General features: G+C 39.5%; 23 protein-coding genes. 15 read left to right on the plus strand and 8 right to left on the minus strand.

Annotated features, from left to right (window positions below):
* Positions 1–6 precede the first annotated feature (6 nt).
* From B2906_RS08990 to B2906_RS09005, 4 genes are all read right to left on the minus strand, one after another.
* Positions 7–1,326, minus strand: coding sequence for an ABC1 kinase family protein (locus tag B2906_RS08990; protein ID WP_219958547.1), 1,320 nt, complete (start codon positions 1,324–1,326; stop codon positions 7–9).
* A gap of 3 nt (positions 1,327–1,329) precedes the next feature.
* Positions 1,330–1,995, minus strand: coding sequence for a TetR/AcrR family transcriptional regulator (locus tag B2906_RS08995; RefSeq protein WP_286938309.1), 666 nt, complete (start codon positions 1,993–1,995; stop codon positions 1,330–1,332).
* Positions 1,996–2,105: 110 nt separating this feature from the next.
* Entirely contained in the window at positions 2,106–2,648 is a 543-nt protein-coding gene (hslV, locus tag B2906_RS09000) for an ATP-dependent protease subunit HslV (RefSeq protein ID WP_091655287.1), read from the minus strand.
* A 142-nt stretch (positions 2,649–2,790) separates the two neighbouring features.
* The gene (locus B2906_RS09005; RefSeq protein ID WP_286938319.1) at positions 2,791–4,449 is read right to left on the minus strand and encodes a pyruvate dehydrogenase complex dihydrolipoamide acetyltransferase; all 1,659 of its coding nucleotides are present in this window, start codon (positions 4,447–4,449) and stop codon (positions 2,791–2,793) included.
* Positions 4,450–4,570: 121 nt separating this feature from the next.
* Between B2906_RS09005 and B2906_RS09010 the strand changes: the two genes are divergently transcribed.
* From B2906_RS09010 to B2906_RS09060, 11 genes are all read left to right on the plus strand, one after another.
* Complete coding sequence (locus B2906_RS09010; RefSeq protein ID WP_286938324.1) at positions 4,571–5,530, plus strand: YheT family hydrolase; 960 nt, start codon at positions 4,571–4,573, stop codon at positions 5,528–5,530.
* 23 nt (positions 5,531–5,553) lie between these two features.
* Positions 5,554–6,252, plus strand: coding sequence for an SOS response-associated peptidase (locus B2906_RS09015; RefSeq protein WP_144604341.1), 699 nt, complete (start codon positions 5,554–5,556; stop codon positions 6,250–6,252).
* Positions 6,253–6,574: 322 nt separating this feature from the next.
* Positions 6,575–7,573 (plus strand): 3-oxoacyl-ACP synthase III family protein, encoded by a 999-nt coding sequence (locus B2906_RS09020; RefSeq protein WP_286938326.1) that lies wholly within the window; start codon positions 6,575–6,577, stop codon positions 7,571–7,573.
* Positions 7,573–8,124 carry a hypothetical protein gene (locus B2906_RS09025; protein WP_286938337.1) on the plus strand — a complete coding sequence of 184 codons (552 nt, stop codon included), beginning with the start codon at positions 7,573–7,575 and terminating at the stop codon, positions 8,122–8,124. Before B2906_RS09020 ends, B2906_RS09025 begins: the two co-directional genes overlap by 1 nt.
* 102 nt (positions 8,125–8,226) lie before the next feature.
* Positions 8,227–9,810 (plus strand): toxin-antitoxin system YwqK family antitoxin, encoded by a 1,584-nt coding sequence (locus tag B2906_RS09030; protein ID WP_144604344.1) that lies wholly within the window; start codon positions 8,227–8,229, stop codon positions 9,808–9,810.
* A 42-nt stretch (positions 9,811–9,852) separates the two neighbouring features.
* Positions 9,853–10,023 carry a Lacal_2735 family protein gene (locus tag B2906_RS09035; protein WP_286938345.1) on the plus strand — a complete coding sequence of 57 codons (171 nt, stop codon included), beginning with the start codon at positions 9,853–9,855 and terminating at the stop codon, positions 10,021–10,023.
* 378 nt (positions 10,024–10,401) lie between these two features.
* Positions 10,402–11,649, plus strand: a complete 1,248-nt coding sequence (locus tag B2906_RS09040) for an ROK family transcriptional regulator (RefSeq protein WP_286938347.1) — start codon at positions 10,402–10,404, stop codon at positions 11,647–11,649.
* Between the two features lie 11 nt (positions 11,650–11,660).
* On the plus strand, positions 11,661–14,963 hold the full coding sequence (locus B2906_RS09045) for a VCBS repeat-containing protein (RefSeq protein ID WP_286938351.1): 3,303 nt from the start codon (positions 11,661–11,663) through the stop codon (positions 14,961–14,963).
* The gene (locus tag B2906_RS09050) at positions 14,953–16,296 is read left to right on the plus strand and encodes a vanadium-dependent haloperoxidase (RefSeq protein WP_286938361.1); all 1,344 of its coding nucleotides are present in this window, start codon (positions 14,953–14,955) and stop codon (positions 16,294–16,296) included. The genes B2906_RS09045 and B2906_RS09050 overlap by 11 nt, the downstream gene beginning before the upstream one ends.
* Positions 16,293–17,720: a sulfatase family protein gene (locus tag B2906_RS09055; RefSeq protein WP_286938363.1), complete on the plus strand. Its 1,428-nt coding sequence runs from the start codon at positions 16,293–16,295 to the stop codon at positions 17,718–17,720. The genes B2906_RS09050 and B2906_RS09055 overlap by 4 nt, the downstream gene beginning before the upstream one ends.
* A gap of 100 nt (positions 17,721–17,820) precedes the next feature.
* Positions 17,821–17,979 (plus strand): hypothetical protein, encoded by a 159-nt coding sequence (locus tag B2906_RS09060; RefSeq protein WP_219958536.1) that lies wholly within the window; start codon positions 17,821–17,823, stop codon positions 17,977–17,979.
* Between the two features lie 191 nt (positions 17,980–18,170).
* Here B2906_RS09060 and B2906_RS09065 read toward each other — a convergent pair whose 3' ends face one another.
* On the minus strand, positions 18,171–19,004 hold the full coding sequence (locus B2906_RS09065; protein ID WP_144604348.1) for a 1,4-dihydroxy-2-naphthoyl-CoA synthase: 834 nt from the start codon (positions 19,002–19,004) through the stop codon (positions 18,171–18,173).
* 105 nt (positions 19,005–19,109) lie between these two features.
* Between B2906_RS09065 and B2906_RS09070 the strand changes: the two genes are divergently transcribed.
* Positions 19,110–20,180, plus strand: coding sequence for an AMP-binding protein (locus tag B2906_RS09070; protein WP_286938369.1), 1,071 nt, complete (start codon positions 19,110–19,112; stop codon positions 20,178–20,180).
* Positions 20,177–20,608: a DUF2141 domain-containing protein gene (locus B2906_RS09075; protein ID WP_286938377.1), complete on the plus strand. Its 432-nt coding sequence runs from the start codon at positions 20,177–20,179 to the stop codon at positions 20,606–20,608. The genes B2906_RS09070 and B2906_RS09075 overlap by 4 nt, the downstream gene beginning before the upstream one ends.
* On the opposite strand, the gene B2906_RS09080 is transcribed toward B2906_RS09075, so the two are convergent.
* The gene (locus tag B2906_RS09080; protein WP_144604351.1) at positions 20,605–21,216 is read right to left on the minus strand and encodes a 2OG-Fe(II) oxygenase; all 612 of its coding nucleotides are present in this window, start codon (positions 21,214–21,216) and stop codon (positions 20,605–20,607) included. The two genes, B2906_RS09075 and B2906_RS09080, sit on opposite strands and share 4 nt — an antisense overlap.
* Before the next feature lie 72 nt (positions 21,217–21,288).
* Between B2906_RS09080 and B2906_RS09085 the strand changes: the two genes are divergently transcribed.
* The gene (locus tag B2906_RS09085; RefSeq protein WP_286938383.1) at positions 21,289–22,050 is read left to right on the plus strand and encodes a hypothetical protein; all 762 of its coding nucleotides are present in this window, start codon (positions 21,289–21,291) and stop codon (positions 22,048–22,050) included.
* Here the strand turns inward: B2906_RS09085 and B2906_RS09090 are convergent, their stop codons facing one another.
* Entirely contained in the window at positions 22,051–22,824 is a 774-nt protein-coding gene (locus tag B2906_RS09090; RefSeq protein ID WP_286938392.1) for an XRE family transcriptional regulator, read from the minus strand.
* The gene (locus B2906_RS09095; RefSeq protein ID WP_286938402.1) at positions 22,821–23,078 is read right to left on the minus strand and encodes a hypothetical protein; all 258 of its coding nucleotides are present in this window, start codon (positions 23,076–23,078) and stop codon (positions 22,821–22,823) included. Before B2906_RS09095 ends, B2906_RS09090 begins: the two co-directional genes overlap by 4 nt.
* 304 nt (positions 23,079–23,382) lie before the next feature.
* On the opposite strand from B2906_RS09095, the gene B2906_RS09100 reads away from it, so the two are divergent.
* Positions 23,383–26,160 (plus strand): outer membrane beta-barrel protein, encoded by a 2,778-nt coding sequence (locus tag B2906_RS09100; RefSeq protein ID WP_286938411.1) that lies wholly within the window; start codon positions 23,383–23,385, stop codon positions 26,158–26,160.
* The last annotated feature ends 545 nt before the right edge of the window (positions 26,161–26,705 follow it).

The raw sequence follows: 26,705 nt of genomic DNA on the forward strand, positions 1-26,705 counted from the left end.
CATTTATTATTTCAGCCAATCAGGCTTGGTCGTTATAACCTCCGCCTGCAACTGATTTAGCAAATTATACAATCCGAAGTAAGTTCGATTGATGTACAAACCATGTCTGGAACCCCTCGCCTGCCTAGACTTTTTAAACATCTTATCATTCGAGATTTTATCTCCCAACATAAAAATTTGCTCAAAGAAGCCATCGTCAGCAAAGTCAAACTTTTCAACATGAAATGGCTTCCCCAGTAAGGAAATCATTTCTTTGAATACTCCTTTGAAGTAGACTTTTTCTTGCTCGGTATCTTTGTCGGAAATAAATTCCAAGTCATAGAAAATTTGATTCAGCTCTTCTTCTTTGATCAATAAATCCTTTTTGATCAAAGAGAAGTATCCATGGTAAAACTCTTCCGGGATCACTTTTACACATCCGAAATCTATAATCCCCAACACATCATTTTCCTGTACGATGAAATTACCTGGATGTGGATCTGCGTGTACCTGCATTAAGTTGTGAACTTGATGATGATAAAAATCCCACAATGCCTGACCGATTTGATTTTTAGCCTCCTGACTAGGATTGGTCTCTAGCCATTCTTTAATATGCTTTCCCTGAATCCAATCCATAGTGATGATGCGATCAGCACTCAATTCATCATAATAGGTGGGGAAATTCAAGTTTGGAATATGCTCACAGGCTTTTGAAATTTCTCTGGATCGCTCTACTTCCAAAACGTAATCCGTCTCTTCCAACAGCCTCTCTTCTACTTCAGCCATGTAATGATCCAGTTCCTTCTCATTCATGTTAAGTAACCTCAAAGCAAAGGGACGAACGAGCTTCAAATCAGACCCGACTGAATCAGCTACCCCTGGATACTGGATTTTCACAGCGAGTAATTTATCTCCTTTGGTAGCTTGATGCACCTGACCGATGGAAGCAGCATTTACTGCGGATCTGGTAAAGGTGTCAAACAATTGATCAGGGGTTTTTCCCAGATGCTGTTGAAATGTCTTAACGACTAAAGGATAGGATAATGGTGGCGCAGAATATTGAGCCATGGTAAACTTATCCTGATACGCCCTTGGCAAAAGGTTTTTATCCATACTCATCATTTGAGCCACTTTCAAGGCAGAACCTTTCAATTGACTTAATGAATTATATATATCTTTCGCATTGCTCTGGTGTAAGGATTCCTTGTCCAAAGCCGGATTAACCATTTTTTTGGCATAATGCTTCACATAATTCCCTCCTACCTTCGCACCGGTAGAAATGAATTTAGCCGCTCTCTGCACTTTGGAAACTGGTATCGCTTCCTGCTCTTTCACATTTTCAGCCATGGTTTATTTGTTTTGGTATAAAAATTTGGCAAAGTCTAAGAAGCTATCTAGGGCACTTTTTCCCATCAGGTCAAAAGCCAAATTGACAGACTTCTCAATAGCGGCATCTGTTTTTTCGAATCTTGGAGAATTATCATCCAACCAATATTTCAAAACGAACAATACCTGAATCCACAAGGCCTCATCATAGCGATCTGAAATCACAGGGCGGTTGGCGATCTCCTGTGTTTCCTTTCCCTCCATGATTATATCGCTGGCAAAATCCTTAAATTTTTCTTTAAACTCCTTCAATTCTGAAGGAATTGGATTCATAGCTTTGCTTCTGTGCTCGTACAGACTCAATAAATAGGATCTATTTTTCTTAAGCTCCTCAATCCAGGTGAAGAGAAAACCGAGAAATTTTTCTCTGGCTGAATATTCTCTATACACCTCTTGAGCCTCTAACTGGCTGATGGTATCCTCAAATATCTGAACCCAGATTGCTGATTTGATTGCATCAAAGGAGGTGAAATAAGTGTAGAAATCTGCCTCTTTCATCTTCAGTTCTTTTGCAAACTTAAAGATCGAATTAGGAGCAGTTCCATTTTCTAATACATGATTTACAAAACCTTCTAGAATTAGCTTTCTATAATCCTTCTTGTTGGTATTTTTCACTGTTGCTGTTTCCATTTTTCAGGTGTAAGTACAAAGGGTAAACACGCAAAAGTGACTTTGGGTTTAAGATATGGGCATAAAAAAACCGGGAACAAGTCCCGGTCAAAATTCTTAGGCGAAAATTATCAGTCCCCCACTTTTTCTACCACCAGATTATGATTCGTATAAATACATACATCTGCAGCTATATGGAGACTTTCTCTCACCATTTCCTCAGCTGACAGATGGGTAGCAAATTTCTTCATTGCTCTTGCAGCTGACTGCGCAAACATGGATCCCGAACCAATAGTAGCTATTTCCATATCGGGCTCAATCACATCTCCTGTTCCAGAGATAATCAAGATATCCTCCTTATCAGCAACAATCATCATCGCTTCCAATTTGCTAAGCATTCTGTCTGTTCTCCATTCTTTGGCTAACTCAACGGCGGCTCTTTTCATATTATTGCCAAAAGCACCAAGCTTCTCTTCAAACTTCTCCAATAAGGTAAAGGCATCAGCTGTTGAACCAGCAAAACCTGTTACAATTTTCCCTCCTTGCAGTACTCTGATTTTCTTTACACTACTTTTGGCTACCGTATTTCCCAAAGTGGCCTGTCCATCTGCACCTATTACTGTTTCCCCATTGTGCCTGATAGCTACAACGGTGGTTGATTTGATTCTTTCCATGAATTAAAAGTTTTCTTGCTTATAAAGATGACTCTGCTGACTTCGAGTTTTCTTAAATCTCTCAGCGTCTTCTCGAATGCCTTTCTCCAATAACCATACTAAAAGCAAAAAGTCCTGAAAACAGGACTTTTTGACAGATAATTTATATCAATATTCTGACCGGATCTTCCAAAAGGCCTTTTAGAGTCAATAAGAAGGCTGACCCAACTGCACCGTCAACTACTCTGTGGTCACAAGAAAGAGTCACTTTCATGATATTTCCGATTTTCATTTGACCGTCTTTCACAATTACCGTCTCTTTGATACCTCCTACAGCTAGGATACATGCATCAGGCGGATTAATGATAGCAGTGAACTCATCAATGCCAAACATCCCTAAGTTGGAAATTGTGAATGTGTTACCCTCCCAATCTTTAGGCTGTAATTCTTTGTTTTTGGCTTTTCCACCCAAAGTTTTTGCCTCGTTGGAAATCTGAGATAATGACTTGCTGTCTGCAAAACGAATAACAGGAACCAAAAGTCCTTCCTCAACTGCTACCGCCATTCCAATATGGATGTGGTCATTGTATCGGATTTTATCACCCAACCAGCTTGAGTTCACTTTAGGATGTTGACGCAAGGCTGCTGCACTTGCTTTGATCACCATGTCATTGAAGGAAATTTTCACTGGAGAAACCTCATTCATACTCTTACGAGCTTCGATGGCTTTGTCCATATTGATTTCCATAGTCAAATAGAAATGTGGTGCAGAGTATTTGCTTTCTGCAAGTCTCTTTGCAATCACTTTTCTCATTTGAGAAACTTTCTCCTCTGTGAAGCTCTCCTGACCAACCGAAGGCATTACAGCAGATGCAGAAGCAGAAGCTGCCGGAGCTGCAGTAGGAACAAAATTTTCTACATCTCTTTTGATGATTCTTCCTCCATCACCGGAACCAGCTACCTGACGGATGTCAATTCCCTTTTCTTCGGCGATTTTCTTTGCCAATGGAGAAGCTTTAACACGATCTCCATCAGAAGTTACTGGAGATGGACTTGCCACAGAGCTATTGCTAGATGACTTGGATTCTTCTGATTTTTTAGGTTCAGCAGCTTTCTTTTCTTCTTTATCCTCCTGCTTTTCCTCTTCAGGCTCATCTGATTGCTCCTGAGCTTTCAGCAGAGTTTCATAATCAGCATCTTTTGCACCAATTACAGCAATTACGCCGTCAACTGGTACACTGTCGCCTTCTTCTACTCCTATATATAAAAGTGTGCCGTCTTCGTAAGACTCCAATTCCATGGTAGCCTTGTCCGTCTCCACCTCAGCGATAATTTCGCCAGATTTCACACTGTCTCCAACTTTCTTCAGCCATGCAGCGATAGTACCTTCCTGCATAGTATCAGACATTTTCGGCATGGTAATCACCGTAGCGTCGATGTTGGATGTATCTATTTTCTCCGAAGACTTTTTAGGCTTGTCTCCAGATTTTTTCTCTTCAGTCTTTTTCTCTTCAGCTTTAGGAGCTTCTTCTTTCTTTTCATCAGAGCCTCCGTTATCCTTCAACAAGTGTTCGAAGTCTTCCCCCTTCTCCCCGATCACAGCGATGATGCCGTTTACAGGAACTGAATCTTTCTCTTTTACTCCGATATGTAAGAGCACACCTTCTTCATAGGATTCAAGCTCCATAGTTGCTTTGTCAGTTTCTACTTCCGCCAGAATATCTCCTGGTTTTACAGAATCTCCGACTTTTTTCAACCATGCAGCGATCACACCTTCTTCCATGGTGTCGCTCATTTTTGGCATTCTTATTACTTCGGCCATAGGTTATTGCGCGCTAGTTCGTTTTTAAAGTGTCCAAAAATAGTTTTTATAATGTCTTTATTCAAATTTAAAACTAGTATTTTCCCCTCTGATTGAAGCCATAGATAATACATTAAATTGTATGCCTCTGATTACCCATAGCAACTACAAAAGACCTAAGTGGCTGTTTAATGGCCACTTAGAAACTATTTACCCCGCCCTTTTTCGCAAAATAGAGCTCTTAAACGGACTAAGGGAAAGAATTAAAACAGCCGATGGAGATTTTCTGGATTTGGATTGGTACAAACAAAATTCCTCCCATTTAGTCATCATCAGTCATGGTTTGGAAGGAAACAGTTCCCGTCCCTATATGTTGGGTATGGCCAAAATATTTTTCAAAAATGGCTTTGATGTGCTCACTTGGAATTATAGGGGTTGCGGAGAAGAGCTGAATAAACAGGCAATATTTTATCATTCCGGAGCAACTTATGATTTGGATGAGGTAGTGAAGCACTCCATGCCGCATTATGATCAAATCAGTCTAATTGGTTTCAGCTTGGGAGGAAACCTTACTTTAAAGTATCTAGGAGAACAGAAAAGCAATAATCCAAAAATCAAGAATGGAGTGGCTGTTTCAGTTCCGCTTCACCTTTCATCAAGCAGCAAAAAGATATCTGAAGGCGAAAACATCCTTTACTCCAAAAGATTTCTCAAAACGCTGAGAGAAAAGGTTATGAAAAAGGCAGAAACACATCCTGAGGAAATTCCGATTCATTTTTTAAAAAACATCAAAACTCTCAGCGATTTTGATGATTATTTCACGGGACCTTTACATGGCTTCAGCGATGCAGAGGAATATTATGAGGTCAATTCATCGATCCATTTTTTGGACCAGATTGATGTGCCTACTTTGGTTTTGAATGCTAAAAATGATCCCTTCCTAAGCGAGCGTTGTTTTCCTGAAAAATTGGGAAAAAGTCTTCCAAAAGTTTATTTCGAATTCCCAAAACATGGGGGTCATGTGGGGTTTTCTTCAGGAAATAATTCAATTCCTTACTATTCTGAGCAAAGAGCATTTGAATTTATAGGGATGGATATCTAACTTCCAGCAAATTATGACAAATCATGTGTGGTAGATATTCTCTAAGCAAAAGCAAAATTGAATTGGAAGAAAGGTTTCAGGCAGAAATGCTTCCTGATTTCAACCCTAGGTATAATATTGCCCCAACTCAGCTTTTGCCAGTAATTACTTCCCAAAGTCCAAAGGGATTTTCATTTTTCTATTGGGGAATCACACCTGAATTTGGAAGAAATAAACCAGTCGCTCAAAAACTGATCAATGCAAAAGCAGAATCAGTGCATGAGAAAGTTTCTTTTAAAACCTCGTTTAAACAAAGGAGATGTCTGGTTCCTGCTGACGGCTTCTATGAATGGAAACAATTGGGAAAGAAAACCAAAATTCCCTATCGGTTTACAATGAGGGATGATGAGTTATTTGCGTTTGCTGGAATTTGGGAAGAGTATGAAAATATCAATGGAGAAAATCACCATACTTTTTTGATTTTGACAACCTCTCCCAATGAATTGGTTTCTGAAGTGCATGACAGAATGCCTGTCATTTTAAATCGGGAAGATGAAAAGAAATGGCTGGACTCTTATACCGAAGAAAAAGAGCTTCTTTCTATGCTGAAGCCATATCAGGCTGAAAAAATGCTCAGCTTTACTGTTTCCCCAATGGTTAATTCAGTGAAGAATGATAGTCCGGCTATCATCAAAAGAACTTCTCCCATGGATCAATTTGGGAATTATACTCTTTTCGGGTAAACAAATGAGGCTTTGATGGTTTTTGTTGTAAGTGCCTAAGTCACGATATTTAGGCCTTCTTTTCGAGTATTGACCCAAATTTGCCATAATCGAGTATGACCCAAAATAACCTCTACAGGCGTGATTATTATTCATACGAGATCCATTCTGCCATTTGGCAGGTCGGCATGGCGATTGAAAAAAAAGAATAATCATATGAAATGCCCATGAGAATAAATCTCACACAACTTGTCCCGTCCGCCGCGGCGGATCGTGAGGGGGATGCCCCGATAAATCGGGGTAGGGCATTCCATCTGACCACTGAAAAACAAATTATAAACAGATGAAAAAATCCAGAATATTAGGTGTAGGCCATTTTGTACCTGAGCGTGTTGTAACCAACGAAGATCTTGCAGGTATGATGGACACCAACAATCAGTGGATTGTCGAAAGAACGGGAATTCACAGCAGACACTGGTTTACCCCAGGGGTGGACTCCATCACTTCCATGTCCAAAGCTGCTACGATTAAGGCTCTTGAAAGAGCAAATGTAACTGCCGAGGAAATAGATTTTATCGTTTTTGCTACAATAACTCCCGACTATTTTATTCCAGGAAATGGCGTGTTGCTTCAACGAGAACTCAACTTTAGAGAAATCGGAGCGCTAGATATTAGAAATGCCTGTTCAGGATTTATTTATGCACTTTCCATCGCCGATCAGTTTATAAAAACCGGCATGTACAAAAAGGTTCTGGTAGTAGGCGCAGAAATCCAATCTTCTGCTTTGGATAAAAGTGATGAAGGAAGGTCAAGTTCAGTCATTTTTGCAGATGGTGCCGGTGCAGTAGTTTTAGGAGCCGTTGAATCTGATCAACCTGGAATTCTCTCAACCCATTTGCATTCAGAAGGTAAGTATGCAGAGGAGCTCTATTGTAAAGATCCTGGAAGCAGTAGAGAAGTTAGACTCTCCCCTGAAATGTTGGAGTCTGGCAGCACTTATCTTAGAATGAACGGAAATGCTGTATTCAAACATGCTGTTGTGCGTTTTATGGAAGTAATTCAAGAGGCCTTGAGTCACAATCAATTGGACAAATCAGCCATTGACCTCTTGGTGCCTCATCAGGCCAACTTGAGAATCAGCCAATACATTCAGCAAAAATTGGAAATGCCGGATGAGAAAGTTTTCAACAATATCATGCACATGGGCAATACTACAGCTGCAACTATTCCAATTGCTTTAAGCGAAGCATGGGAACAAGGAAGAATCAAAGAGGGCGACTTGATTTGTTTGGCAGCATTTGGTTCAGGCTTTACTTGGGCTTCCGCTCTGCTACATTGGTAATGGAAAAAAAATCAGATAAACTGGATTTGAATCTTTGGGCAGATGAACAGTTGATCCGAAGACAGAATCAGTTGAAATATCAGTTTTGGGAAGTTTTTGGAGCTGTAGGAGATGAATTCCCTAAAAATCATCTCAGTCTATACCACAGCAAAGTCAAAGGAAAAAAATTAGCCCAAGGTCAAGACCTAATGGGTCTGCCTTATCAGGTTTTGGATATATTTCGGGATTTCAATTTGGACGAAGGTCTAAATATCCGATTGCTCAACTGGTTTGGAAAGGGCGTATATCTTTTTGTTCTGTGTGGAAAATTTTCCCATAAAGACTGGAATCTAAAAGAGCTTGATTTTCAGAGATCTTGGACAAGCAGCCCTTGGGATTATTCTGAACTGTTACTAGAGGAGTTTTCGGAAAACGAAAACCTTAACTATATTCAATGGTTTAAAAGGCTACCTGTTTCTCCTGTGCTCAGTCAAAATCAAAAAGAATGGTCAGAGGCAATTAGAAAAGTTCTAAACTCCCTTGAAGCATTTCTGGCAAAGAAGCAGAAATAGGTTATTTTTAAACAGGAATTCTATTTGTTCGTAGAATACTAAGAATCATTCAAATTAGTTCTCCCCGATATTTGGCTCTCGCCAGATTATGACAAATAATTTATGAGATATCTAATCATCCTCTTTCTTTTTATAAATTCTTCACTTTTTGCCCAAGAAACCGAATTAGTAAAAATTTTCAGTCCGGATTCCAGCATCATGGCCACAGGAGTGATAAAGCAGGGTAAAAAACAGGGTTTATGGAATTATTATAATCCAAAAAATAATACCCTTCTAACTAGGGGGAAATTTGAAAATGATCAACGTGAAGGCGTTTGGATTTCGTTTTTTCCCAATGGAAAAAAAATGTTGGAAGCAGAGTATAAAAACGGAGTTCTGTTTGGTCCTGCAGAAGTTTATGATAATGATGGGTTTCTCAAACGAAAGTTGATTTTTCAAGATAGCTTGCTGGTTGGAAAATATGTAGAGTACTATGGTAGTACAGGTCAACCTGATTTTGTGGATCCGAAAGCAATTTTCACAGAGGGTCAATATGAAAAAGGGCAAAAATCAGGACAATGGATTTATTATTATCCTTCAAGTGAGGTTTTAAGAAGAGAGTTTTATAAAAATGGAGTTTTAGACGGGCCATTTTTTGAGTATGACGTAGATGGAAAACTATTGGTAGAGGCCACCTATTCGGATGGCAAATTCAATGGCAAATACACTGCTTTCTCCTCTTATAATTATGTACTGGAAACAGGAGATTATAAAAAGGGTAAAAAAATAGGCCCATGGGTGAGATATTTTCCTGATACAAAAACTATTGAAGCGGAAGAATTCTACGATGAAAATGGTAATAGAGTTGGAACCTGGAAATACTATTATCTCAATAAGCGGCTTGCAAGAATTGAGACTTATGAAAACGGTATTGCCATAGGAACATGGGAAGAATATTACCCAAATAAAAATGTTGCTAAGCGAAAAACCTATGAGCTGGGAGTTCCAGTAGGTAAATACGAAGAATTCTACGAGGATGGAAAAGTATCAGTTCAAGGCCAATATGCCAACGGAATGAAAACCGGTGTATGGAAAAGTTATTTTCCTGATGGAGTTTTGTTTTCTATTGGAGAATATAGAAATGATGTCAAAACAGGTCTTTGGAAATACTTCAACAAAATCAGCGTATTGATAGCCGAGGGTGAGTACGATTTGGGAATGGAAAACGGGCAATGGGTTTATTATTATGATGGCGGACAATTGAAGACAGTTGGTTCTTACAAGCTGGGTTTTGAGGATGGTATATGGGGGTTATTTTATGACAATAAGCAATTGACACAAGAGGAATTTTGGAAAGAGGGCCGTTTGTGGAATGTTTCGGAATACAAATCCTATGATGGTTCTAAATCCTATGATAAAGGAACATTAAAGGATGGAGACGGAACTAGAATTACCTACTATGTAAATGGCAAAAAAGAATCTGAGGGAGCTTATAAAGAGGGTAAGGCTGACGGTAGATGGATTTTCTTTCATGAGAATGGCAGAAAGGCTTCAGAAGGCGCAATGAAAGATGGTAAAAGAGAAGGTCCTTGGAGATATTATAATTCCGCAGGAAGGCTGGAAGATTTGATCAATTACAAAAATGATGAAATCGTAGAAGGAGACAATCGAACTCAAGATCCATCAGCTTCATTCATTCGGTTTTAAAACCTTTTAAATCTTCACGTGTTCTACCCCTAAAGACTAGATATGTTTGGATTATTCAAGAAAAAATCAGAAGCTGAAAAACTTCAGGATTTGTACAAAAAGAAACTGGAAGAAGCTCACAAGATCTCACACTCGAATAGGACCGCTGCAGACAAATTAATGGCTGAGGCAGAAGAAATAGCAAAGAAAATCGAAAAGCTTGCAAAAAACTAAATACATGTTTGATAATTTATAATGCATTTATTTGTATTTCAATTATTTACATGTATATTAGATATAATTATTTAAGCTAGTCCGATAGAGCATTTTTTCAACTAGATTAGTTTATTTTAAGGGTGATTGAGCTACGGGCGAATACTTAATAATTCTTTTTGAGGCTGTCTTTATTCAAAGGCAGCCTCATCTTTTTTTTAATCTATAATAAAGAGGCCTGCCCAAACCCAAGAATCTTTCTAAATCTTTTTGTCAAATATTAATCAATTAAAAATAAATTGATTTTGAAGCGTTAAAATTTGAATCATTTTCTAATTTTTTTAAAAAAGTATTTTTTGAAACCTAAAAATTCCCTTATTTCAGGTACAACTAGAATTTATGAACCTAATAAATCCAAATGCCCTCATCGAAAAGATGGAGGGAGTAGTCGAAATAAAGAGTTATCTCAATAAGATAAAGATCATTAAGAACCTATACCTCAAAGGAGCGAATACAGCCAGTGAAATTTGCAATGAGGTAGGGATCTCCCTTCCTACGGTCAATTCTCTACTCACAGACTTGATGAGTTCTGGAGAAGTCATCAAACATGGTCGTGCAGAATCTCAAGGAGGAAGAAAGCCTGATCTCTACAGATTGGCGGAAGACGCTTTCTATGTCCTTTCTGTAGATCTTTCAAAGTTTAATATGAATGTTGGGCTGTATTCCTGCAATCATACCTTAGCAGTAGCCAAAGAAAGCCACAAGATCGTGTTGGATAATGAAAAGGAAACTTTCGATAAAATCTGTGATATCATAGACCATTATCTAGCCAAAACGGGGATAGAATCAGATAAAATCATTGCTATCGGAATTTCTATGCCAGGCCTAGTGGATTCTATTGGAGGCATCAATTACACTTATTTCCGCTTTGGCAAAAAATCATTGTTAGAAAACTTTGAATCCAGATTCCAGAAAAAGATTTTTATGGAGAATGATGCCAGAGCGATGACGCTTGCTGAATTTAAATTCGGTTCCGATCACTCTCACAAAAATGTACTAGGACTCTTCGTGGGTTGGGGAATCGGTTTAGGAATCATTATAGATGGTAAAATCTATAGAGGTGCTTCTGGTTTTGCAGGGGAATTTTCCCACTCACCAATATTTGAATCAAGGGATATCACCTGTATTTGCGGAAAGAAAGGTTGCTTGGAAGCGGTTGCTTCAGGAACAGCCATTGTGAAAATGGCAGAAGAAGCCATCAAATTGGATAAAGATAGTATTCTAGCAAGGATGGTTAGGGACCATGAAGGAGAGTTGGAGCCGGGAATCGTGGTAGAAGCTGCATTGGCTGGAGATCAACGGGCCATCACTATTCTATCCGAGGCAGGATTGGATTTGGGAAGAGGAATATCCATGCTGATCCAGTTGCTCAACCCAGAATTGATCATCATTGGAGGATCAGTGGCAGAGGCCAATCAATATTTGATCACGCCAATTCAACAAGCGCTTAATATCTACAGCATGGCCAAATCCAGAGAAAAATCACAATTGGCTCTCTATCAATTGGGACAGGATGTGGGATTAATGGGAGGAGTAGCCGTGGTCAATGAACAGCTTTTTGAAGATGTTATTAGCAGATTAGGATAATTAGTGTACCCATGAGCACCAGTAATACAAAGGCATTTACTAAAATCCTATTTTGGATGCTTATGGGGATTTGCTTCTTCTCTTTTTCAGTAATTGCTCAGGAAAATTTCGAGGCAAAATTTCAACTTCTCAAGGCCAGCAAATCCAAGGTCAATTTTAAAAACCAACTGACCGAGGATCAATACAATAATATACTCCGCTATGAGTATTTCTACAATGGCGGCGGAGTAGCTATAGGCGACTTGGACAATGATGGATTAGACGATATTTTCTTCACCGGAAATATGGTTTCCAATAGGCTATACAAAAATCTGGGAGGTCTTAAATTTGAAGATTTAACCAAACCGGCTGGAATAGGTGGGAAAAAAGCCTGGGCTACGGGAGTGAGTATGGCAGATGTCAATGCTGATGGTTTGCTGGATATTTATATCTCTTATTCAGGGAAAGGAGATGAACAAAGCCGCAAAAATGAACTTTGGATCAATCAGGGTGGATTTAAATTCGAAGAAAAAGCAGAGCAATTTGGTATAGCGGACCCCTCCAATTCCACTCAGGCATTGTTTTTCGATTTCGATAGAGACGGTGATTTGGACCTTTATCTACTTAATCATCATATCCAAGTCATCAATGAATTGGAGTTTGATGAGGTCAAGCAAATTAGACATCCTACTGCGGGCGACAAGCTGTATAGAAATGATAATGGTAAGTTCATAGACATCAGTCAGTCAGCTGGCATCAAAGGCTCGGCCTTAGGCTTTGGATTAGCAGTCATTGCCTCAGATATAAATGGGGATGGATGGACAGACATTCTAGTCACTAATGATTATATAGAGCCAGACTACCTTTATATCAATCAAAAGGATGGCACCTTCAAGGACGAACTGGCTTCCTTCTTTCAGCATATTTCGCACTTTTCCATGGGAGCTGATATAGCGGATATCAATAATGATGGGCTGAAAGATATTTACACCTTAGATATGCTACCGGAAGATAACCGAAGGCAAAAGCTTCTTTACGGTCCGGAGAATTACGAGCAATATGCATTGATGATCAAAAAAGGCTTTTATCATCAAAATATGAGAAATATGCTCCAACTTAATTTGGGCAATGGGAATTTTTCAGAAGTAGGTCAATTAGCAGAAATTTCTAATACCGACTGGTCTTGGTCAGCCTTGTTTTTTGATGCAACCAACGATGGCTTCAAAGACTTGATGGTTACCAATGGATATTTCAGAGATTACACCAATCGGGACTTTTTAAAATACAAAGGAGACTATTATTTCAAACAAGCTGTAGCAAACCAAAAGGCAGACACTCTGCACTTGGTGACTTCTATGAGCTCCACTCCTATCTCCAATTACTTCTTTCAAAATTTAGGTGACCTGAATTTCAAAAACAGATCAAAAGAGTGGGGATTTGATGAAAAAGGATTTTCCAGCGGAGCAGCTTATTCGGATTTGGACAATGATGGAGATTTAGATCTAATCGTCAGTAATCTGAATACAACGGCAGACATTTTTGAAAATACAGGAAAGAAAGGAAACTGGATTCAATTCCAGCTTCAAGGACCAGAATTAAATCCTTTCGGGCTAGGCTCCGAAATTAAAGTGTACAGTAAAGGTGGTCAGCAAATACAAGAACTTCAGGTAGTCCGTGGGTTTCAGTCTAGCAGTACATATAGAATTCATTTTGGATTAGGAGAATACACAAGTATTGATTCAGCCTTGATCTCATGGCCCGATGGAAAAGCTGAAACCGTCTACGACCTTAAAATCAATAGTCTGAATACCTTGAGCCACAGCAATGCTATTATCTCCACTCCAAAAGCTCTCGCTACACAAACTATTTTCACCCAAGTAGAGAAGCTACCGGATTTTAAGCCTAAATCTATAGGATTTAATGATTTTAAAAGACAGCCTCTGATGACTGTAATGCCAGGAGCCATCAGCCCAGTCTTAGCAAAAGGAGATGTAAACCAGGATGGAATTCCTGAAATTTTTATTGGAGGCACCAAAGGTCAGTCTGGAATGATTTTCAGCTTTGATGGAAGCAACTGGTCCGTTTATTCAGGATTTAGATCCTCCGATGAATACACCGATGCAGTTGCCATTTTTGAGGATTTCAATGCTGATGGTTGGTTGGATTTATTTATTGGAAGTGGAGGGTATCATGATTATCTGAGTAGTGACGAGGCTCTCCAAGACAGACTTTATCTTAATGATGGAACAGGTAAATTAAGCCTTCAGAAAAACTTTCCAGCCTATACCCTATCAACTGGTACAGCCCAAGCATTAGATATTAATCAAGATGGAGCCTTAGATCTATTTATAGGAGGAAAAGTGATTCCGGGAAGATACCCGGAGACTCCATTGAGCAAAATCCTAATAAATGATGGATCGGGGGTATTTTCAGATCAAACTGATCAATTTTTACCTCAAAACGGAAAATTGGGTTTGATTCATACCAGCCTTAACCTAGATCTTAATGAAGATGGGTTTCCTGACTTAGTGATTGCTGGGGAATTTATGCCTATCACCGTTTTGATTAATCAGCAAGGAAAAACCTTTAGCAATCAAACAGATCAATACTTTAAGGATAATAGATCAGGATGGTGGACCGCCCTTCATGCTTCAGATGTAGATGGTGATGGGGATTTGGATATCATCGCCGGGAATTTTGGAAACAACTCCCAATTTAAGGTCAGCGAAGAAAAAAAACTTCGGCTCTACGCTTCCGACTTTGATCAAAATGGGTCCATAGATCCTATTTTGGAATGCTACATTGGTGAAGAGGCCTATCCGTTTGCAAGCCGGGATGAATTACTGGATCAAATGGTCTCCATGAGGAGCAAATTCACTAATTATGAAAGTTATGCTGATGCTAAGTTGCAAGATTTATTTTCGCAGAAAGACTTGGATGCCGCCCAAATTTTAGAAGCCAACAGTCTAAGTTCATTTGTATTTGAAAACACAGGAACTGGTTTCATTGCCAAAAAGCTCCCAAGTTTGGCTCAGGCTTTCCCCATTTTTCAAATTCAAACCGGGGATTTTGATCAAGACGGACATATTGATTTGTTACTAGGAGGAAATCAAAGACAAACCAGGATCCGGATAGGGAACATAGATGCAGGGCTTGGATTAGTGCTTAAAGGTGATGGAAAGGGAAATTTCCAAACTGCTTACCCATTTGAATCAGGTTTAGCTATCAAAGGTGATATCAAATCAGTTTTACCGATTGAAGTAGCAGGAAAAAACTTCTTGCTTTTTGGGATTCATGGACAAGCTTTAGAACTTTATCAATACCATGAGAAATAAAGCCCTTTACCTGGTTATTCTTCTATTAACAATTCGCTTGAATCAAGTAAATGCGCAATCCTTGAATTGGCCAAAGACCTATAGAGAGAAGCTATTTCATCTAACTGAAGTGATGGTCACGGACGTAGCAAGTCCTCCGGTAGCTGCTAGGATCTACGCCTATTCCACCCTAGCCTCCTATTTGGCTATTAGAGAGCAAGGAAAGGAATTCAAACACCCGGACTTACTTGGACCATCTCGGCTAAATAGTCTCGAAGTAGAAAGAAATCCAATCAGTTCACCCGAGTTTTCAGCAATTTATGCCATGCTTTTGGTAGGTGAAAGTATTATGCCTTCAGGTTATCTTATGAAAGAAAAGCAAGAGAAATGGGTGGCTTTTGCTCTAAAGAACAAGCTTTTCAAAAAGAAAGAACTGGAGGCGCACATCAATTTTGCAAAAACAGTTGCGAATTCGGTTCTAACCCAGGCCAAAGCAGATGGTTACCTTGAACTCCCCACACTAACTCGATACAGTCCCAAAGAAGGCGCTGGCAACTGGTACCCTACTCCACCGGCTTATATGGGTGCTGTTGAACCTGAATGGAGAACTATTAAAACTTTTTACATTCAGGATTTGAACCAGTTTTCTCCAAACCCTATGGCAACTTATGATTTGAAGGAAGGCAGTTCCTTTCGTAACCAACTGATGGAGGTTTATCAAACCGTCAAAAGCTTGAATGAGGAACAAAAACTCATAGCCAATTTTTGGGATTGCAACCCATTTATGGTAGAATTTTCCGGACATATGGCGATGGGGGTAAAAAAAATCTCTCCAGGTGGGCACTGGATGGGAATCACAGGAATTGCGGCAGAAAAACAACAATTAAGCTTTGCAGAAACTGCTTACATTCATGCTTTGGTTGGAATGACTTTGCATGATGCCTTTATTTCATGTTGGAAAGCAAAATATGAAACGGACAGAATCCGTCCTGAGACAGTCATAAACAGAGAATTGGATCAAAGGTGGAAGCCATTGCTTCAAACCCCTCCTTTTCCGGAATACACCTCTGGTCACTCAGTAATCTCTCGAGCCTCAGCTGTAATTCTTACAGGGTATTTTGGGCATGATTTTGACTTTCTAGATACATCTGAGACTTACTTCGGCTTACCTGAAAGACAGTTTCAGTCCTTTTTACAAGCATCCGAAGAAGCGGCGATTTCCCGCCTTTACGGAGGAATTCATTTTAGAGATGCGATTGAAGAAGGAGTGGCTCAGGGAGAAAAAATTGGACAAAGCATCTGGAAAAAAATAAGTAACACTGAAGTTTTTATAAGTAAAAAAGAACAGCCTTGAAATCGACCCTAGCACTTCTATTATTCTCATGTTTACTCTGTTTTTCCTGTCAAAAAGAAGAGGTTAAAGAGCCAATACAAAAACCAAATATCGTCTTAATTTTTGCAGATGATCTGGGCTACGGCGATTTGGGAAGCTATGGAGCAAGTGAATGGCAAACTCCTCATCTGGACCAATTGGCTGAAGATGGCAGCAAGTTCACCCAGTTTTATGTACCTCATGCAGTTTGCTCTGCTTCAAGAGCTGCTTTATTGACAGGAACATACGCCAATCGCCTTGAAATCTTCGGCGCTTTGGATCATACAGCTAGCCATGGATTGAATCCGGACGAAACTACGATAGCTGAGTTACTCAAAGAGCAAGGCTATACAACAGGCATGGTGGGCAAATGGCACTTAGGCCATCTAGCACCCTTTTTACCGGGCAAACAAGGCTTTGATAGCTATTTTGGATTGCCTTATTCTAATGATATGTGGCCTCATCATCCTGAGGCTAAAGACTATTATCCACCTTTACCATTGATTCAAGGTGACTCAACCCTTGAAGTTTTGGATGATCAAAGTTTGCTAACTACCCGGTATACCGATAAAGCGTTAGAATTTATCGAGAAAAATCAAGATCAGCCATTTTTCCTTTACTTAGCTCATTCTATGCCGCATGTTCCCCTTTTTGTATCTGAAAAATTCAAAGGGAAGTCTTCTCAGGGAATGTATGGGGATGTGATTATGGAAATTGATTGGTCAGTCGGCGAAATCCGTAAAAAGTTAAAAGAGTTGGACCTAGAAGAAAATACCTTAATCATATTTACTTCAGACAATGGTCCATGGCTTTCTTATGGAGCACATGCAGGATTGACCGGTGGATTAAGAGAGGGCAAAGGCACTTCCTGGGAAGGCGGAATCAGGGTTCCGGCTATTTTCACCTGGCCTGGAAAAATTAAACCGGGAACAGTACAAAGTCAGGCTGCCATGACTGTGGATATTTTACCAACTATTGCAGCAATAACCGGTACCGAATTACCTGAGCTTCCTATTGATGGAAGGAATATATGGTCCATGATTCAGGGAGAACAGCAAGAGGACAAGCCTTATTTTGCCTACTATAACCGAAATGAGTTGCAGGCAGTGATTTATGGAAAATGGAAGCTTGTTTTTCCGCACCGCTATAGAACTCTGCCAGAAGGAACCGTCTTGAGAAATGATGGAATTCCGGTTCAATACACGCATGTTAATTTGGAAAAAGCCGAGCTTTATAATTTGGAAATAGATCCTTCTGAAAGTAAGGATGTCTCCGAAGCAAACCCGGAAATTCTGGCTAAGCTACAAGGCTATGCTGAAGAAGCTAGAAAAGACATGGGCGATGCACTTACCGGTTTTGAAGGTAGCGGTATGAGAAAACACGGGAAGTACGAAAGCCCTGACTAGTTTTGAATTAAGAATTACACCCCAAAAGCGTTCGGGATACGAGGAACTCCCAACTTCTATTCTTCCCCCACGCCTTAAAAAAATGCATGAACGGTGAACGATGAACAAAAATTCCAAATTCTTCCATGCCTACAGCATGGTGAGGGTGTCTGCATATATCATTACTACCTATCTCAAATCCCTCTGGGATTTGCATGACTCTCGGATACATCTTGTCTACTTGGCGGAAGAATCAGTTGGATTTGAAGTAGAACAATGAACCCTGAACCCTGAGCAAGGCTCCTCTCAATAACCTCTCCCCTGACGCCTACTCAATTAATCAATTACTCAGTTACTCGATTACTCATCAATTCCTCATTGGAATATCGAACATCGAATGATGAATGTCGAATAACTAAGTAACCTATAACTCAATAACCCAATCCCACAGCTACTCAACCTATCAACAGTCTACGGAATCCACTTAATATCCTTGAAATTCGGCTTTCTTTTCTCCAAAAAGGCATTCCTACCCTCTTTCGCTTCTTCTGTCATATATGCCAAACGGGTAGCTTCACCGGCAAATACCTGCTGACCCACCATCCCGTCATCAGTCAGATTCATGGCAAACTTGAGCATCTTGATGGATGTTGGGGACTTTTCTAAAATTTCCTGAGCCCATTGATAAGCTGTTTCCTCTAACTCTTCGTGAGGAATGACTGCATTTACCATCCCCATTTCATAAGCTTCTTGGGCAGAATAATTTCTACCTAGAAAAAATATTTCTCTCGCCTTTTTTTGACCCACCATTTTAGCCAAATAAGCTGAACCATAACCTCCGTCGAAGCTGGTTACATCTGCATCAGTTTGCTTAAAAATTGCATTTTCCTTACTAGCCAAGGTCAAATCACAAACCACGTGTAAACTATGTCCTCCTCCTACAGCCCAGCCCGGAACGACAGCAATCACTACCTTTGGCATAAAGCGAATCAAGCGCTGAACTTCCAGAATATTCAAACGGTGATATCCATCATCCCCCACATACCCTTGATGACCTCGAGCTTTTTGGTCCCCTCCTGAACAAAAGGCCCATTTTCCATCTTTGGAGGAAGGTCCTTCTCCGCTCAACAAAACCACTCCAATAGAGGTATCCTCCTGAGCATCATAAAAAGCATCATAAAGTTCGGCTGTCGTTTTGGGCCTGAAGGCATTTCTTACTTCAGGTCTGTTAAAAGCTATTCTGGCAACCCCGTTGCACTTCTTGTAGGTGATATCTTCGTATTCTTTGGCAGTAATCCACTCCATGATTTCCGTTTTGGTTAAAAATCAGATTTTTTTGCAAGATAACAGCCTTCCACGGAATTTGTTGATCTTTCGAACCCGAAGTCTGCTTACAAGAGTTAAAACATTATGTTTCAATTAAAATATCATCACCTCACTTTTCAAAAACCTGAAGATTTTACTCAGATCCAATCAGACTTTCCTGATTTCTTAAAAGAGGCATTGGCTTTTTGCCAGGCTTGGAAAATTGGAGAAACAAAATTTATTCAACAAACCTCGGGTTCGACAGGTGTGCCTAAGACCATTTTACTAGAAAAGTTTCAAATGGAAGCCAGTGCTAAAGCAACTCAGGGATTTTTCAAGGTAGGTAAAGACACCAAACTACTTTGCTGCCTAAATCCTGCCTATATCGCGGGAAAAATGATGCTTGTTAGAGCAATGGTTTGGGATGCTCCCATCCAAATTGTAGCTGCAAGTTCAGATCCACTGGGTGAAATCAATTTGGATGAATTACCTGAATTTGTAGCAATGGTGCCACTACAGGTGGAAAATAGTATAGAGAAGCCTGAGAGCTTAGAAAAATTGCAGAAAATCAAACAAGTAATTATAGGTGGAGCTCCTCTTTCCCAAAAATTAAAATCTAAAATAGTCAAACATGGAATTGCTGCTTGGCAAACCTTCGGTATGACAGAAACTGTTTCACATGTTGCATTAGCTCGAATAACTGACCAGCCAGAATTAATTTACAGCACCTTGCCGGGTGTAGAAATCGGAACAGATTCAAATGATGCACTTTGGATAAAATCCCCAATGAGCGGGCCTCAAAATATCCAAACAAATGACCAAATTGAGTTGCTTTCTCCTAATCAATTTATTTGGAAAGGCAGGTTGGACTTTGTGATCAATTCTGGAGGTGTAAAGATTCACCCTGAACAAATTGAAAATAAAATCGAGGATTCAATTCAAGCGATTTTTCCGGATACGCGTTTCCTTATCAGTTCAAAGAAGGATGAATCCTTGGGACAAAAAGTAATTCTGTTTCTGGAAAGGAAAGAAATTGAAGCGGATCAGGCAGAAAATTTAAAAAAGCAACTTGAACTTGTTTTATCCCGTTTTGAAAGGCCAAAGGAGATTATTTGCCTACCCAAATTTCCTGAGACTGCAAATGGCAAATTAGCCAGAAAAAGCCTGCTTGAATGATACAAATCCTATTGATAGTTTTTCATTTCTTATTTCAAGGACCAAATTTCAACCAAGATTTAGCAAGTATATCCTTGACGGTCTCGAATTGCAGATCAAACCAAGGCATGGTAAGAATATTGATTTTTGATCAGGAAAGTGGATTTCCTGACAATAGAAAAAAAGCGATTAAGGCCATCTCACTACCTATAAAAAATCAGGAATCAAAAATTGCCATTTTAGATTTAAAACCAGGGAAATACTCCATTTCAACTTTCCATGATGAGGACGAAAATGGTGAGTTAAACAAAAATCCATTTGGCTATCCTTCCGAGAAATATGGATTTTCTAATAACCCGCGAGTAATTTTTACTCCACCATCATTTGAAAAATGCAGTTTTGAACTGAAAGCTAATCAAGTCAGAGAAATCAACATAAATCTCCGTTAGGTTATAGTCTTTAGCCAGCCTGTAATACTATTTCTTTCCTTTTTTGTAGGCAAGACTTCATGTGGGATTTCAGCACTTAAAAAAACCACCAACCTACCTGGCATTGGCAAATAATCTTCTATTCGCTCTGTACCATCGGGATTGGGAAGATACATGCGCAAAGCCCCTTCATCCGCCTCAGTCCATTGGTCATTTACATAAAGGATAACTGTGACCTCCCGATAAGGAACTTGTTGGAATTGATCCAGATGACGCTTGTAAAAAGAACCTATAGGATACCTCGCAAAATGGCCCTCAAATGACTTCAATCCTAGAAAACATCTCCTGTTCAAAATAGTCTTGATTTCTTCCACACGATTCCAATATTCTTGTTGAAGTGGGCTGAGGTTTTCTTCATCCATCCAAAGCACCTCGTCACTTCTGATTTCAGGTATCACTTGCTTTTTATCACCTGAACCTACAGCAGCTTTTCGAAACTTTCCTTTTTCGAGTAAATCAGTTTGTTCATCAAAAAGGGCTTTTCTAAAGATCTCATCCACGAAATTATCTATGACCACATAGGACTTGGTATAAATCTCCTCTGCTATCTTTTCCAATACATCTTCCATCAATCAGCTATTTGCTTGCAAAATAACTGCTTTATCAGTGGAAAAAATATACTTTTGCACAAACTTCAAGCTATGAGTTCCCCAAAATCAAACGTTACAGGATTAGTTTTCGAATATGATTCAGGAATCACCCCACCTCCCTATGCCCATGTATTTCACATGACTTTGGACTGGTCGGGCAAGGAACTTCAAGCTCAACTTCAATTACATTACACTGATAGAGAGGAGCTTTCGGAAGAAGAAATCTTAGATGAAGGCTTTACACTCAACGATGATTATCAATATGATGGCCCTATTGATCAGGTTTGGGTCAAATCTCTTCAGGAACTGATCTCCACTTCTAGATGGACAGGCAAATCTCTGGATGAAGGAGGAATTAGAATTGGTTTAACAGAATCAGGTAAAGTAAAGGATTATAAAACTCCTGCCAATCAGGAAGAATGGCAATTAATGGCTCAGGATCTGATTCAAGCCATTTATGAAACCACCAAAAAAGAAGCTCCTCTTCAGGTTCATTATAGAATAGTCAACTCTGAAAAAACTGTTGATTGCTCCGTATCGGTTCATTTTTCCAATAGAAAGGTGATTTTTGAGCAAAATGGTAAAAGCAGAACCATCAATTGGGAATACGCCATTCAATTGATGAAATTGGTTTTTACTCCGGATTATCATTATGATATGGCTAAGGAATCGCCAGGTACCAAGAGAGGTCATTACATTGATTGCGGTGATGGCTATTGGCATGAATTGGGCAAAGGAGTAGTCAACATAGATCCAGCTTTTGATGCAGTGGGGAAAATCCAGGAAGGATTTCAGAGCTTGATAGATGAATAATTAACCTTTCAGCTTTTTCAAATCCAATTGAATATCTTTAATCATCTCGCCCAAATCATCCAAACTTAAAGGCTTTTTCTTATCTCCCGGATTTGGGAAATCAGTACTGATAAAGGCCTTGACTTCCCATGCCTCCAGTACATCTTCACCTTTTACCTCGAAGGGCTTATAATGTTCATTATCCGATACCAAAAAGAGCTTTCCATTTTCGGATAAATAGTTAAAAACTCTCTTGTAAACCACCCCCTCTGTTTGGGTAACGAGCACATAAGTTCTACCACTTTTGATAGAACTGAGATGATCCACATAAGCACCAATTACGATTGTGCCAGGTATCAAGGGAAGCATGGAATCTCCCGCCAATTCAAAGGCTCTGTATGTCGCGTTGCTTGCTAAATTAGGAAGTCGGAATTGTGGTAACTTCTCCATGTATTCCTGATCAGCAAAACCATTCAAATATCCTGCAGAAGCTTTCTGACCTACCAGCGTAATATTCTCCCTGTCTTGATCGTCTACCGCGATAGTCAAAATGTTCAGATCTCGCTTTTGAATAGCTTTTCTTCCAAGCTTTTCAATATCATGATTGATCAACTCATCCATCCCAACTTCCAATAATTCACAGATCTTTTGAAGGGCAGCAAGTTTGGGCTCTGAACGCCCATCCTCGTATGCAGAAATCATAGTCCTTTGCACGTCCAACTGATCGGCTAGATCACTTTGGGTAATGCCTTTTTGCTTTCTCAAAAACCGGAGATTGGAAGCTAGAAAACTCATGCCGAGAATAAATAAAAGTTAGGATCATCCTGAGCTGGGGCAACAGGAAACAAGGGATTGATATTCCGCTCAGCCATTCTTCTATTTTCCAACTTTCGCTGAATTTCCAAAATGATCTCACCTACCGGCTTCGGCTCTGTCATCAAAAGATACCCGTACCTTGAATCCTGATCATCTTCGACAACAAACTTTACCTGACAATTCCCTGATGCCAAATTTTTAGTGGTGATGTTGATTTTTTCTAGCTTTTCCATGATTGACCTGTTTTACGAGTACTAATATAAAATGTTACTTTTATAAACATCAACAGGTTTATAAAATTTACATAAATTTCTGACAGGCATTGTCATTTTTTACAAAAAAGGAAGCTAAATCATAAAATTATCAGGCACTTATAACATGATAAAGACTAATTTTTTACACGATCGGTATGCTTTCATTTTCCCATATGACCGCTCAGCGAAAAGTTCAAACAATTAGTTCTGACAGGACTTTCCTTTGTATTGAAAACTAAAACCAATCTTCGCTTCAAACCAGCGAATTACAGTAAACCTACCCATGAGAGTAAAATTTAGTATCCTGCTATTCTTTTTTGCAACTACCACATTAATTGCCCAAACCTACTCTATCAAAGGGCGAGTTCAGGAATCAGGCTCCAAAACAGCAATCCCCAATGCAACCATCTTACTTCTCCGTGTAAACGATTCCACCCAGGTGGATGGAATGATTTCAGATTTAGATGGAAATTTTGAAATCGACGATGTCCGCGAGGGGGAATACCTATTGAAAGTTCAATATTTAGGCTATCAAAACCTGTTTAGAAGTCTTCAAGTTGCACGAAATATTGACCTAGGTGTCATTTCCATCCAAGAAGAGGCAACTGCTTTGGAGGAGGTTACCATCTCTGCAAGAAGATCTACCAGTCAGCAAAAGTCAGATACGACCCTATATAATGCTGATGCCTTTAAGACTATGCGGGATGCCAGCGCTCAGACACTGATTGAAAAATTACCGGGAGTAACTTCCGCTGATGGAGCTTTGCAGGCTCAAGGTGAAAATATTGGGCAGATATTGGTGGATGGAAAGCCATTTTTCGGAACTGATGTACGAACAGCCTTACAAAATTTGCCTGCAGAGGTAATTCAAAGCATTGAGATTTTTGATCAGCTAAGCGAAAAAGCCAGATTGAGTGGTTTCGATGATGGTGAAAGGCTTAAAACGATCAACATCATCACTAAGCCTAATAGAAGAAAGGGGCAATTTGGACGTACTTCAGCAGGCTATGGAAGCGATGATCGCTATGTAGTGGGAGCAAGTATCAATGCTTTCAACGAGGATCAGCGTATCACATTTACTGGACTTTCCAATAATATTAACCTGACTGATTACTCCTCCGACCCCAATGCTCAGGACAATGCGAGACCTCAAAATGGGATCATTAATACAAATTTGGCTGGCTTAAACTATTCAGATCTTTGGGGTAAAAAAATAAAGGTCTCGGGAAGCTATGTATTCAGCAGCAGAGAAAATATCGGGCAGGAAATACGCTTCCGTGAGTTTATCACCAATAATGAAACGGATCAATTTTATGAAGAAGTAAGCAATGATACCAGATTGAACAACCAGCATCAATTTGATATGCGCTTCGAATATAATATTGATGAGAAGAACAGGATCTTATATATCCCTAGATTTTCGGCAAGGTTCGAAACAGAAAACTCAGATTTCTTTGGGGAAACGACCAATGGAGTGGATTTGATCAATTCAGTAGAGAATACTCGAACATCAAAAAACAAGGATTACGATCTATTCAATCGCTTTTTCTACAGTCACAAATTTGATAAGCCCGGAAGAACCATGACTGTTAGAGCTAGATTGGGAAATAATGCCAATGAGGATAGGGCCAACCGACTGGCTGAAAACCAGTTTTTCTCCCCTACTTTCCGAACTGAAACCATCAACCAACAGATAAACAGAGACCGAACTGGGCTTTCCTGGGAAACAGGAATTTCCTTCACAGAGGCAGTGAGTGAAAGAAGCCAATTTGAATTGGAATATGAAATCGGAAACCGAATTAATGATTCAGACCAGTTGATTTTTGATGTGATCGATGAAACACCAGGTGATCCTGAATTAAGATTGGATACTGCTTTGAGTAATACTTTTGAAAGCAAGTTTTTAACTCAGGAAGTGGAGTTAGGCTATCAATATTCAAAAGATGGCTTGAGATTTCAGGTGGAAGGACAATATCAAAATGCCAAACTGGACAATAGCCAGGGTTTTCCTTTGACTTTTGATTTGCTGCGGACTTTCCAAAGTTTCCAGCCAAGTGTCAGAATTGATTATAAATTTTCTGATAACACAAATATAGAGTTCGATTACGATACCAGAACCAATGAGCCAAACTTAAGGCAATTACAACCGGTAGTCGACAACTCCAATCCATTGCAATTGTATGTAGGAAATCCGGATTTGGATCAATCTTACAGTAACCGATTGAGAGTAAGATTCAGAAGCAACAATCCTGAAACAGACAGGAACTGGTTCCTTTTTGCTCAGTCCTCTTTTGTAAAAAACACAATCAGCAACAGTTCCTTTATTGCACAAGAAGCAACCGAAATTGAAAATGGAATCATCTTGGAACAGGGCAGTCAGTTGTTTAGACCGGTAAACTTAGATGGTTATTGGGATTTTAGATCTTGGTTGAGTTATGGTATTCCTGCAGGATTTATCAAGTCCAATTTCAATATGAATTTCGGGGCGGCTTACACCAAAAGGCCAACTTTAGTCAATCAGCAAAACGGTTTTAATAACTCTCGAAGACTCAGTACAGGGTTCTCTATCAGCAGTAATATCAGCGATCAGATTGACTTTAACATCTGGACAAGATTTTCCTTTAATGATGTAGAAAATACACTCAATCCGAATTTGAATAACAAGTTTTTCAATCAGCGGGGAAGAATCAATTTCAACTGGATCATTTGGGAAGGTTTTGTGTATAGACTGGATTTGACCCATCAAGTGAATTCTGGCCTTTCCGAAGGCTTTGACACCAATTTCACCTTGGTTAATATGAGTTTGGGCAAGAAGATCTTCAATAATCAGCGAGGAGAAATCAGCTTGAATGTCTATGACCTATTCCGGCAGAACAACAACATTCGCAGAAACATTTCTGAGACCTTTATTGAAGATGTACAAACCAATGTCTTGCAACGCTATGTCATGCTGACTTTCAGTTATAATATCCGAAGGTTCAGCAAAGGCATGGATATGGATGACTACCAAGAACTCATCAATACCGGAAATGATGGAAGCGTGAGAGGTGGTGGACTGTAAAGATGAAGGCTAAATTCAAAAATCTGAAATTCAGAGAAACTCATTTTTAGGGTTTGCGAATTAGGGGCTGCTTAGGGGGAATTATCTTTGTTTTACGTCCTTCAAACGTATGTGAGATAGGTCTATAGATTAAGCTCAATTTTATTGATCTTAAGTAGAATTTTCGATTCAACAACAATTATTCTGCTGTGAATTGCTTTCAAATCAACCAAAGTAAGATTCATGAGTACCATAGAATATAATTTCTTAGCGAACTAAATTGGTACTTTCCTGTAGGAATCACAGCACTCTCAGGGTTGCTTAGAATTCCTTCCCGGTTGTGAATTGCTTTCAAATCGACCGAAGGGAGATTCATGAGCACCATTGAATATAATTTCTTAGCGAACTAAATTGGTACTTTCCTGTAGGAATCACAGCGACTGCTCCGCCAGATCAATCTCAAAGCGCGTTGTGAATTGCTTTCAAATTGGTACTTTCCTGTAGGAATCACAGCCGAATGTAGCGGTACATGGAGCGCTCATCAGTTGTGAATTGCTTTCAAATTG

The organism is Algoriphagus sp. UBA3586 (genome assembly GCF_002376385.1).
GTDB classification, from domain to species: domain Bacteria; phylum Bacteroidota; class Bacteroidia; order Cytophagales; family Cyclobacteriaceae; genus Algoriphagus; species Algoriphagus ornithinivorans.

Bases quoted from the DNA above. Each gene is read 5' to 3' on its own strand.
- B2906_RS09025 (WP_286938337.1), top strand. From the start codon at position 7,573: ATGGAAAAAAAATCAGATAAACTGGATTTGAATCTTTGGGCAGATGAA.
- hslV (WP_091655287.1), bottom strand. From the start codon at position 2,648: ATGGAAAGAATCAAATCAACCACCGTTGTAGCTATCAGGCACAATGGG.
- B2906_RS09065 (WP_144604348.1), bottom strand. From the start codon at position 19,004: ATGGAGTGGATTACTGCCAAAGAATACGAAGATATCACCTACAAGAAG.
- B2906_RS08995 (WP_286938309.1), bottom strand. From the start codon at position 1,995: ATGGAAACAGCAACAGTGAAAAATACCAACAAGAAGGATTATAGAAAG.
- B2906_RS09090 (WP_286938392.1), bottom strand. From the start codon at position 22,824: ATGAGTTTTCTAGCTTCCAATCTCCGGTTTTTGAGAAAGCAAAAAGGC.
- B2906_RS09095 (WP_286938402.1), bottom strand. From the start codon at position 23,078: ATGGAAAAGCTAGAAAAAATCAACATCACCACTAAAAATTTGGCATCA.
- B2906_RS09045 (WP_286938351.1), top strand. From the start codon at position 11,661: ATGAGCACCAGTAATACAAAGGCATTTACTAAAATCCTATTTTGGATG.
- B2906_RS09015 (WP_144604341.1), top strand. From the start codon at position 5,554: ATGTGTGGTAGATATTCTCTAAGCAAAAGCAAAATTGAATTGGAAGAA.
- B2906_RS09030 (WP_144604344.1), top strand. From the start codon at position 8,227: ATGAGATATCTAATCATCCTCTTTCTTTTTATAAATTCTTCACTTTTT.
- B2906_RS09085 (WP_286938383.1), top strand. From the start codon at position 21,289: ATGAGTTCCCCAAAATCAAACGTTACAGGATTAGTTTTCGAATATGAT.
- B2906_RS09035 (WP_286938345.1), top strand. From the start codon at position 9,853: ATGTTTGGATTATTCAAGAAAAAATCAGAAGCTGAAAAACTTCAGGAT.
- B2906_RS09060 (WP_219958536.1), top strand. From the start codon at position 17,821: ATGAACAAAAATTCCAAATTCTTCCATGCCTACAGCATGGTGAGGGTG.
- B2906_RS09040 (WP_286938347.1), top strand. From the start codon at position 10,402: ATGAACCTAATAAATCCAAATGCCCTCATCGAAAAGATGGAGGGAGTA.
- B2906_RS09005 (WP_286938319.1), bottom strand. From the start codon at position 4,449: ATGGCCGAAGTAATAAGAATGCCAAAAATGAGCGACACCATGGAAGAA.
- B2906_RS09010 (WP_286938324.1), top strand. From the start codon at position 4,571: ATGCCTCTGATTACCCATAGCAACTACAAAAGACCTAAGTGGCTGTTT.
- B2906_RS09100 (WP_286938411.1), top strand. From the start codon at position 23,383: ATGAGAGTAAAATTTAGTATCCTGCTATTCTTTTTTGCAACTACCACA.
- B2906_RS09070 (WP_286938369.1), top strand. From the start codon at position 19,110: ATGTTTCAATTAAAATATCATCACCTCACTTTTCAAAAACCTGAAGAT.
- B2906_RS09020 (WP_286938326.1), top strand. From the start codon at position 6,575: ATGAAAAAATCCAGAATATTAGGTGTAGGCCATTTTGTACCTGAGCGT.
- B2906_RS08990 (WP_219958547.1), bottom strand. From the start codon at position 1,326: ATGGCTGAAAATGTGAAAGAGCAGGAAGCGATACCAGTTTCCAAAGTG.
- B2906_RS09075 (WP_286938377.1), top strand. From the start codon at position 20,177: ATGATACAAATCCTATTGATAGTTTTTCATTTCTTATTTCAAGGACCA.
- B2906_RS09080 (WP_144604351.1), bottom strand. From the start codon at position 21,216: ATGGAAGATGTATTGGAAAAGATAGCAGAGGAGATTTATACCAAGTCC.
- B2906_RS09050 (WP_286938361.1), top strand. From the start codon at position 14,953: ATGAGAAATAAAGCCCTTTACCTGGTTATTCTTCTATTAACAATTCGC.